Genomic DNA, 10,763 nt, shown 5'->3' on the forward strand with positions numbered 1-10,763 from the left:
AGGTATGAATGATTTGGGGTTAAGTCTTATTCTTAGCGGTTATTTATATTGTTTAATAGCGCTGATATTTCATCAATGATGTTTGACTTTGTGATTTTGGTAGTGGTTCAATTTGATTGCTACTATTTTTGATGGTGTGAATGTTCTGACAATGTACCCCAGCTAACTACGAAAGTTTTTGACTCTATATTTTTAATGTATATTAAAAAATAAATTAACACATATTAATTTTTCTTGACTTAAATTTAAAAAATGATATACTATTTTTATGGAGAGCTAACAATTATATATAAATGTACTACTCTATTTCCTAGATAATACTTAGTAAAACTTTTTATAACAAAGGCTAGCAAAGTTAAAGTTTTCTATCTATTGGAAGTTAAATAAATATGTAAGGAATTAAAATGAAAAAAAGTACAGTATTGTCATTAACCACAGCTGCAGTTATTTTAGCAGCCTATGCCCCTAATGAGGTAGTCTTAGCAGATATATCTAGCTCTGAAGATGCTTTAAATATCTCTGATAAAGAAAAAGTAGTAGTAGATAAGGAAACAGAAAATAAAGAGAAACATGAAGAGATTCATCATGCTATAGAAGCTTCAAAGGATACTGAAGAAAAGAAAACAACAATTATTGAGGAAAAAGAAGTTGTTAGTAAAAATCCTGTGATAGACAATAGCACTAGCAATGAAGAAGCAACAAGCAAAGAAGAAAATTCCAATCAATCCCAAGGAGATAAAGCGGACTCGTCTGCAAGTAAAGACTCAGAAAGTCCCAAAAAAGAGGATAGACTTGTCTATATTGCTGAATTTAAAGATGAAGAGTCTAGAGAAAAAGCAATCAAGGGACTATCCAGTCTTAAGAATACAAAAGTTTTATATACTTATGATAGAATTTTTAACGGTAGTGCCATAGAAACAACTCCAGATAACTTGGACAAAATTAAACACATAGAAGGTATCTTATCGGTTGAAAGGGCACAAAAAGTCCAACCCATGATGAATCATGCCAGAAAGGAAATTGGAGTTGAGGAAGCTATTGATTACCTAAAGGCCATTAATGCTCAATTTGGAAGAAATTTTGATGGCAGAGGTATGGTCATTTCAAATATCGATACTGGAACAGATTATAGGCATAAGGCTATGAGAATCGATGATGATGCCAAAGCCTCAATGAGATTTAAAAAAGAAGACTTAAAAGGCACTGATAAAAATTATTGGTTGAGTGATAAAATTCCTCATGCTTTTAATTATTATAATGGTGGTAAAATTACCGTAGAAAGAGCTGATGATGGAAGTGATTATTTTGATCCCCATGGGATGCATATTGCAGGGATTCTTGCTGGAAATGATACTGAAAAAGACATCAAGAACTTTAATGGCATAGATGGAATTGCACCTAATGCACAGATCTTCTCTTATAAAATGTACTCTGACGCAGGATCTGGGTTCGCAGGGGATGAAACAATGTTTCATGCTATTGAAGATTCTATCAAACACAACGTTGATGTTGTTTCGGTATCATCTGGTTTTACAGGAACAGGTCTTGTAGGTGAGAAATATTGGCAAGCTATTAGAGCATTAAGAAAAGCAGGCATTCCAATGGTTGTCGCTACGGGTAACTATGCGACTTCTGCTTCAAGTTCTTCTTGGGATTTAGTGGCAAATAATCATCTGAAAATGACCGACACTGGAAATGTAACGCGAACAGCAGCACATGAAGATGCGATAGCGGTTGCATCTGCTAAAAATCAAACAGTTGAGTTTGATAAAGTTAACATAGGTGGAGAAAGTTTTAAATACAGAAATATAGGGGCCTTTTTCGATAAGAATAAAATCACAACAAATGAAGATGGTTCAAAAGCTCCTAGTAAATTGAAATTTGTATATATAGGCAAGGGCCAAGACCAAGATTTGATAGGTTTGGATCTTAAGGGCAAAATTGCAGTAATGGATAGAATTTATACAAAGGATTTAAAAAATGCTTTTAAAAAAGCTACGGATAAGGGCGCACGCGCCATTATGGTTGTAAATACTGTCAATTACTACAATAGAGATAATTGGACAGAGCTTCCAGCTATGGGATATGAAGCGGATGAAGGTACTAAAAGTCAAGTGTTTTCAATTTCAGGAGATGATGGTGTAAAGCTATGGAACATGATTAATCCTGATAAAAAAACTGAAGTCAAAAGAAATAATAAAGAAGATTTTAAAGATAAATTGGAGCAATACTATCCAATTGATATGGAAAGTTTTAATTCCAACAAACCGAATGTAGGTGACGAAAAAGAGATTGACTTTAAGTTTGCACCTGACACAGACAAAGAACTCTATAAAGAAGATATCATCGTTCCAGCAGGATCCACATCTTGGGGGCCAAGAGTAGATTTACTTTTAAAACCCGATGTTTCAGCACCTGGTAAAAACATTAAATCTACTCTCAATGTCATTAATGGGAAATCAACTTATGGCTATATGTCAGGAACTAGTATGGCAACTCCAATCGTAGCAGCTTCTACTGTTTTGATTAGACCGAAGTTAAAGGAAATGCTTGAAAGACCTGTATTGAAAAATCTTGAGGGAGATGACAAAATAGACCTTACAAGTCTTACAAAAATTGCTTTACAAAATACTGCGCGACCTATGATGGACGCAACGTCTTGGAAAGAAAAAAGCCAATACTTTGCATCACCTAGACAACAGGGAGCAGGGCTAATTAATGTTGCCAATGCTTTGAGAAATGAAGTTGTAGCGACTTTCAAAAACAAGGATTCTAAAGGTTTGGTAAACTCTTATGGTTCTATTTCTCTTAAAGAAATAAAAGGAGAAGAAAAATATTTTACAGTTAAGCTTCACAATACATCAGACAGACCTTTAACCTTTAAAGTTTCAGCATCAGCGATAACTACAGATTCTCTAACTGACAGATTAAAACTGGATGAAACATATAAAGATGAAAAATCTCCAGATGGGAAGCAAATTGTTCCAGAAATCCATCCAGAAAAAATCAAAGGAGCAAATATCACATTTGAGCATGATACTTTCACTATAGGCGCAAATTCTAGCTTTGATTTGAATGCGGTTATAAATGTTGGAGAGGCTAAAGACAAAAATAAATTTGTAGAATCATTTATTCATTTTGAGTCAGTGGAAGAAATGGAAGCTCTAAACTCTAACGGGAAGAAAATAAACTTCCAACCTTCTTTGTCGATGCCTCTAATGGGATTTGCTGGGAATTGGAACCACGAACCAATCCTTGATAAATGGGCCTGGGAAGAGGGTTCAAAATCAAAAACAATGGAAGGTTATGATGATGATGGTAAACCGAAAATTCCTGGAACCTTGAACAAGGGTATTGGTGGAGAACATGGTATAGATAAATTTAATCCAGCAGCTATTATTCAAAACAGAAAAGATAAAAATATTACATCACTAGACCAAGACCCAGACTTATTTGCCTTTAACAACCAAGGTATTCATGCAGAATCCACTAGTGGATCTAATGTTGCTAGGGTATATCCACTTGACTCAAAGGGAGAACCACAAAGTGTTTCACTAGAAAGAGGATTAACCCCTTCTCCACTTGTATTAAGAAGTGCAGAAGAAGGATTGATTTCAATAGTAAATACAAATAAAGAGGGAGAAAATCAAAGAGACTTAAAAGTCATTTCGAGAGAACACTTTATTAGAGGAATTTTAAATTCTAAAAGCAATGATGCAAAGGGAATCAAATCATCTAAACTAAAAGTTTGGGGTGATTTGAAGTGGGATGGACTCATCTATAACCCTAGAGGTAGAGAAGAAAATGAACCAGAAAGTAAGGATAACCAAGATCCAGCTACTAGGATAAGAGGACAATTTGAATCAATAGCTGAGGGTCAATACTTCTACAAATTCAAATATAGATTAACCAAGGATTATCCATGGCAAGTTTCTTATATACCAGTAAAAATTGATAATACAGCTCCAAAAATTATTTCAATTGATTTTTCTAATCCAGATAAAATTAAATTGATCGCAAAAGATACCTACCACAAGGTAAAGGATGAGTACAAACACGAAACCTTGTTTGCTAGAGACCAAAAAGAACATCCTGAGAAATTTGAAGAAGTAGCCAACGAAGTATGGTACGCAGGTGCAGCTCTTGTCGATAAGTATGGAGATGTTGAGAAAAGTCTTGATGTAACTTACGCCGGAGAGGGTGAGGGAAGAAATAGGAAGCTTGATAAAGATGGAAATACTATCTACGAAATTAGCGGAGCAGGAGATTTAAGAGGAAAAATCATCGAAGTAATCGCCCTAGATGGTGCAAGCAACTTCACCAAAATCCATAGAATTAAATTTGATGACCAAGCTGATGAAAAAGGAATGATTTCTTATTACCTAGTAGATCCTGACAAAGATGCTTCTAAATATGAAAAACTAGGTGAAATTTCTGAAGAAAAACTCAAAAATGCAAAGAGCCCAGAGGAAAATACCAATAATAATCAAGCTAAGGATGAAGATTCAAAACCAGCTGAAGAAAGTTCAGTTGAGGGAGAAGCTAGCCTTGAAATAAATAAAACTATTTCAACAATTAGAGACTTTGAAAATAAAGACCTAAAGAAACTCATTAAAAAGAAATATAGGGAAGAATATGACTTTGTAACTGGTGGAAAAAGAACAGTAGAGCTTGATTATCAATATGACGATGAAGGAAATATAACTGCCTATGAAGATAAGAGTGCTCTAGAATATGAAACTGAGAAACTTGATGATGTTAAATCAAAACTTGGTGGAGTATTAAGCCCATCAAAGGATGGACATTTTGAAATTCTTGGAAAAGTAAGTAATGTATCCAAAAATGCTAAGGCTTACTATGGCAATGGCTTCAAATTAATAGAAATTAAGGCAAGTAAATACGACCCACAAACTAAAACTCTAACCTTTGACTTATTTGCAAATACAAATGATGTAGTCGATGGTCTATCCTTTACGGGTGATATGAATATCCTTGTAAAAGATAAGGGTAAAACAAAAGCTAAAACTAAAATTAGAATGCCTGAAAAAAATAGGGAAACTAAAACAGAATATCCCTATGCATCAAGTTATGGGAATGTAATAGAATTAGGAGAAGGTGATCTTTCAAAAAACAAACCAAACAATTTAACTGAAATGGAATCTGGTAAAATCTATTCTGATTCAGAAAAACAACAATATCTATTAAAGGATAATATCATTCTGAGAAAAGGCTATGCACTAAAAGTGACTACCTATAATCCTGGAAAAACGGATATGTTAGAAGGAAATGGAGTCTATAGCAATGAAGATATAGCAAAAATACAAAAGGCCAATCCTAATCTAAGAGTCCTTTCAGAAACAACAATTTATGCTGATAGTAGAAATGTTAAAGATGGAAGAAGCACTCAATCAGTATTAATGTCGGCTTTGGACGGCTTTAACATTGTAAGATATCAAGTGTTTACCTTTAACATGAATGATAAAGGGGAAGCAATCGATAAAGATGGAAATCTTGTGACAGATTCCTCTAAACTTGTATTATTTGGTAAAGATAATAAAGAGTATCATGGGGAGGAATATTCTAATGTAGAAGCTATAAAAGAAGATGGCTCCATGTTATTTATTGATACCAAACCAGTAAACCTTTCAATGGATAAGAACTACTTTAATCCATCTAAATCTAATAAAATTTATGTACGAAATCCAGAATTTTATTTAAGAGGTAAGATTTCTGATAAGGGTGGTTTTAACTGGGAATTGAGAGTTAATGAATCGGTTGTAGATAATTATTTAATCTACGGAGATTTACACATTGATAACACTAGAGATTTTAACGTTAAGCTTAATGTTAAAGACGGTGACATCATGGACTGGGGGATGAAAGATTATAAAGCAAACGGATTTCCAGATAAGGTAACAGATATGGATGGAAATGTTTATCTGCAAACTGGCTATAGCAATTTGAATGCGAAAGCGGTTGGAGTACACTATCAATTTTTATATGATAATGTTAAACCAGAAGTAAACATTGATCCCAAGGGAAATACTAGTATCGAATATGCTGATGGAAAATCTGTAGTCTTTAACATCAATGATAAAAGAAATAATGGATTCGATGGTGAGATTCAAGAACAACATATTTATGTAAATGGAAAAGAATATACATCATTTGATGATATTAAACAACTAACAGATAAGACACTAAATATTAAGATTCTTGTAAAAGATTTCGCAAGAAATACAACCGTAAAAGAATTTATTTTAAATAAAGATACGGGAGAGGTGAGCGAACTAAAACCTCATAGGGTGACTGTGACCATTCAAAATGGAAAAGAAATGAGTTCAACGATAGTGTCGGAAGAAGATTTCATTTTACCTGTTTATAAGGGTGAATTAGAAAAAGGCTATCAATTTGATGGTTGGGAAATTTCTGGTGTCGAAGGCAAAAAAGATGCTGGTTATGTTATTAATCTATCAAAAGATACCCTTATAAAACCTGTATTCAAGAAAATAGAGGAGAAAAAGGAAGAGGAAAATAAACCTACTTTTGATGTATCCAAAAAGAAAGATAAGGTGCAAGCAAATCATAATCAATTAGATGAAAGTCACAGAAAAGAGGATTTACAAAGAGAAGATCATTCACACAAATTTGATTCAACTAAAGATGTCAAAACTACAGTTCCTGTACAAGTAAATTATAGTCAATTAGATGAAAGTCAAAGATCTGATTCAACTAAGGATGTTACAGCTCCAGTTCCTGATAAAAATGATAAAAACTTTGAAAATGAGAAGGAAGTTTATCTTAATGAACCAGAGAACATAGCTAATAAAGATACCAATATTGATAGTAAATCAACTACTAACAATGATAGGTTACCAAAAACCGGAACAGTTAGCGAAGTCTTCACGTCATTGGTTGCCGGAATAATGTTTACCTTAGGTGCATTTCTTGGATTAAAGAAAAAAGATTAAGATTAAGACAAAAGCTATAGATGAAAAAATGGTTTATGTACTGAGATGGTGTGATGATGAAACAGTTTTGTGAAAATAGCTATTTATAACTCAATTATTTAGTTTACTTTACTATTGATACTCTTTTTGGATTTATTAATAGACTTAGTTTAGAAAACTAATGAATTGATTGAAAGGGTTAGTATTGACAAATATTGATTAGCAAATAGAGTCTTTCAAAATTTAAAGGCTAATAGAGGTGATGAGACAATTTCAAGGAATTAAGTAGCGTTTGGTTGCTTAATTCCTTTTCATTTGGGAGGTAGTTTTTCACCTGCTTCCTTATTTTATCGCCATTATTTAACCACTTAGACTGATATAGAGACCAGATAGGCAAAAGAACTTGTTCTTGAAACTGACCTCTACTATAATGATTTTTGTAAGGGACGTGAGGCTTCACTATCAGAGAACTCAAGTTCATAAAAAAATTGGAGATAAACAAATGAAAAAATTATTGGGAATTGTCTTTTTATTAGCAGCAGTGACAGTATTGTATTTTGGTTCTGTTGGCTAGCCAAGTTTGAATGTCAGCCTATGGTCTTTGATTCCGGTGGGTCTGTTCCTCTTTTTCACTCTAGAGAATCTTTTGAAAAAAGACTACAAGGCTAGTCTGATGTGTTTGATTATTGCCTTTATCATCGCAAATGCAATTTTGGACCTGTTGCCAATTTCAAGTGGCTTGGTGATTGGAGCAGGTGTGCTGGCTTGTGTAGGGATTGGCTATCTATTTCCTGATAAAGAAGGAAAATAATACTCTTCGAAAATCTCTTCAAACCACGTCAACGTCGGCTTGTCGTAGATATGGTTACTGACTTGGTCAGTTCTATCCACAACCTCAAAATAGTGTTTTGAGCAACCTGAGGCTAGCTTCCTAGTTTGCTCTAGTATTAGAACAGAAAAAATGCTTGGAGTATTTGTTTGTGTGTTTATTTTTATATAACAAACTATAAACACAACAAAAATATAAAAAAAGAGACAAAAATCAACAGAAAACTATTGACAACGGTTTCACATAGTGTTATACTTATAGCGTAAAGTTAATGGAAAGAAGGGAAAACCTTATGGGATTAGATCATTTCTTTGACAAAAACCTTGTGTTTTGCTTAGAAGCGGATAATCAAGAACATCTCTTTGATCAGGTTTCAACTTTATTGGAAGAACGAGAAATCGTAACTCCGACCTATCGTGAAGCCTTGATCACGCGTGAAAAGTCATTTCCAACTGGCTTAGATATGGAATTTTTGGGTAAGGATTTGCCGAATGTGGCTATTCCTCACACAGATATTGTTCATAATCTAGCTGAAAAAGTTGTGGTCGTTCGATTAGAGAAACCGGTGACTTTCCATAATATGATTGCGCCAGATAAGGAAGTAGAAGTATCCTTGCTCTTCTTTATCATCAATAACTCGAGTTCAAGTCAAACGAATATTCTTGCTCAGTTGATGGACTTCTTTACTGGAAATGGTCATCTTGAAGACCTATCAAAGATTTCTGAACCAGAAGCCCTCTATGCTTATATCGCTGAAGCAATCGCTTAATCTTGTCTATTAAAAATATTAAATCGGAGGAGATCCATATGATTAAAATTCTTGCTGCCTGCGGTGCAGGTGTTAACTCAAGCCACCAAATTAAAAGTGCTCTTGAAGAAGAACTTTCAAACCGTGGTTACGATGTGCACTGTGATGCAGTCATGGTCAAAGACGTTAACGAAGATCTTATCAAAGGTTATGACATCTTCACACCAATTGCTGCGACAGACCTTGGTTTTGACCCAGGTATTCCAGTTATCGAAGCCGGACCAATCTTATTCCGTATCCCAGCTATGAGTGCTCCAGTATTTGACAATATTGAAGCAGCCATCAAAGAACACGGATTAAGCTAATTTTAATTTGTTAACATTCATATAACATAAAAAAGGGAGGAACTGTTATGGATGCAATCTTTGACCTAATCAAAGAGGTCTTTACACCCGTCTTAGATATGGGTGGTCCTGTCATCATGTTAATCATTTTGACAGTATTGGCTTTACTTTTTGGAGTGAAATTCTCCAAAGCGCTTGAAGGTGGTATCAAACTTGCCATCGCTCTTACTGGTATCGGCGCCATCATCGGTATGCTAAATGGTGCTTTCTCAGCATCACTTGCAAAATTCGTTGAAAACACTGGTATCCAATTGAGTATTACCGACGTTGGTTGGGCACCACTTGCAACAATCACTTGGGGATCTGCTTGGACACTTTACTTCTTGCTCATCATGTTGATTGTCAACATAGTGATGCTAGCTATGAAGAAAACTGATACACTTGACGTTGATATCTTTGATATCTGGCACTTGTCTATCACAGGTCTTTTGATTAAATGGTATGCAGATAACAACGGTGTGAGTCAAGGGGTTTCGCTCTTTATTGCTACAGCAGCTATCGTCCTTGTTGGTGTGTTGAAAATTATCAACTCTGACTTGATGAAACCTACATTTGATGACCTTCTGAACGCTCCAAGTTCATCACCAATGACATCAACTCACATGAACTACATGATGAACCCAGTTATCATGGTTTTGGATAAGATTTTTGAAAAATTCTTCCCAGGTCTTGATAAATATGACTTTGACGCTGCAAAATTGAACAAGAAAATCGGTTTCTGGGGTTCTAAATTCTTCATCGGTTTCATTCTTGGTATTGTTATCGGTATTATGGGAACTCCACATCCAATTGCAGGTGTTGAAGATGCAGATAAATGGCGTCTGGTTATTAAAGGATGGTTGTCTCTTGGTTTGACTGCCGGTGTATCTTTGGAACTCTTCTCACTTATCGGTTCTTGGTTCATCGCAGCCGTAGAACCACTATCACAAGGTATTACAAACGTTGCTACTAAACGTCTTCAAGGACGTAAATTCAACATCGGTCTTGACTGGCCATTCATCGCTGGTCGTGCTGAAATCTGGGCTTGTGCCAACGTACTTGCACCAATCATGTTGATTGAAGCAGTGCTTCTTTCAAAAGTCGGAAATGGTATCTTGCCACTTGCAGGTATCATCGCTATGGGTGTTACTCCAGCTCTCTTGGTTGTAACTCGTGGTAAATTGCTCCGTATGATCATCTTCGGAACACTCTTGTTGCCACTCTTCCTTCTTTCAGGTACACTTATCGCACCATTTGCAACAGAACTTGCTAAAGGTGTAGGTGCCTTCCCAGCAGGTGTGAGCGAAACTCAATTGATCACTCACTCAACTCTTGAAGGACCAATCGAAAAACTTCTTGGTTGGACAATTGGTAACACTACAACAGGTGATATCAAAGCAATCCTTGGTGCAGTAGTCTTCCTTGTATTCTATATCGGTATCTTTGCTTGGTACAGAAAACAAATGATCAAACGTAACGAAGAGTACGCAGCAAAAGCAAAATAATGCGCTCCTATAAAATGTAAATTGTTGAAACTAGGTTGTCATACTGTTTAGGAGTGACAGCCTAGGTTTTTTATAAACTATCAAGAAATCGGAGAAAATAATGGTAATTGAATTATACTCAATGAAAATCAAAGAGCAAACTAGGAAGCTAGCCGCAGGTTGCTCAAAACACAGTTTTGAGGGTGTAGATAAGACTGACGAAGTCAGCTCAAAACACTGTTTTGAGGTTGCATATGAAACTGACGAAGTCAGCTCAAAACATAGTTTTGAGGTTGTAGATGAAACTGACGAAGTCAGTAACCATACCTACGGCAAGGTGAAGCTGACGTGGTTTGAATTGGATTTTCA

General features: G+C 35.2%; 4 protein-coding genes and 2 pseudogenes. All 6 read left to right on the plus strand.

Features of this window, described 5'->3' with window-relative positions; genetic code table 11:
* The first annotated feature begins 404 nt into the window (after positions 1-404).
* A complete protein-coding gene (locus HT709_RS07720; protein WP_172925652.1) occupies positions 405-6,971 on the plus strand; it encodes a S8 family serine peptidase in 6,567 nt (2,188 codons plus the stop codon).
* Positions 6,972-7,452: 481 nt separating this feature from the next.
* A pseudogene (locus tag HT709_RS07725) lies at positions 7,453-7,761 on the plus strand (hypothetical protein).
* 310 nt (positions 7,762-8,071) lie between these two features.
* On the plus strand, positions 8,072-8,548 hold the full coding sequence (locus HT709_RS07730; RefSeq protein ID WP_050390020.1) for a PTS sugar transporter subunit IIA: 477 nt from the start codon (positions 8,072-8,074) through the stop codon (positions 8,546-8,548).
* Positions 8,549-8,586: 38 nt separating this feature from the next.
* On the plus strand, positions 8,587-8,892 hold the full coding sequence (locus HT709_RS07735; RefSeq protein WP_000590549.1) for a PTS sugar transporter subunit IIB: 306 nt from the start codon (positions 8,587-8,589) through the stop codon (positions 8,890-8,892).
* A gap of 47 nt (positions 8,893-8,939) precedes the next feature.
* A complete protein-coding gene (locus tag HT709_RS07740; protein ID WP_172925653.1) occupies positions 8,940-10,415 on the plus strand; it encodes a PTS galactitol transporter subunit IIC in 1,476 nt (491 codons plus the stop codon).
* Between the two features lie 100 nt (positions 10,416-10,515).
* Positions 10,516-10,763, plus strand: a pseudogene (locus HT709_RS11885) (hypothetical protein); the annotation flags it as partial.

Source organism: Streptococcus sp. 1343 (assembly GCF_013277355.1).
Taxonomy (GTDB): Bacteria; Bacillota; Bacilli; order Lactobacillales; family Streptococcaceae; genus Streptococcus; species Streptococcus pseudopneumoniae.

Excerpts from the sequence above, each read along its gene's own strand:
- HT709_RS07730 (WP_050390020.1), top strand. The coding sequence starts at position 8,072 with ATGGGATTAGATCATTTCTTTGACAAAAACCTTGTGTTTTGCTTAGAA.
- HT709_RS07720 (WP_172925652.1), top strand. The coding sequence starts at position 405 with ATGAAAAAAAGTACAGTATTGTCATTAACCACAGCTGCAGTTATTTTA.
- HT709_RS07740 (WP_172925653.1), top strand. The coding sequence starts at position 8,940 with ATGGATGCAATCTTTGACCTAATCAAAGAGGTCTTTACACCCGTCTTA.
- HT709_RS07735 (WP_000590549.1), top strand. The coding sequence starts at position 8,587 with ATGATTAAAATTCTTGCTGCCTGCGGTGCAGGTGTTAACTCAAGCCAC.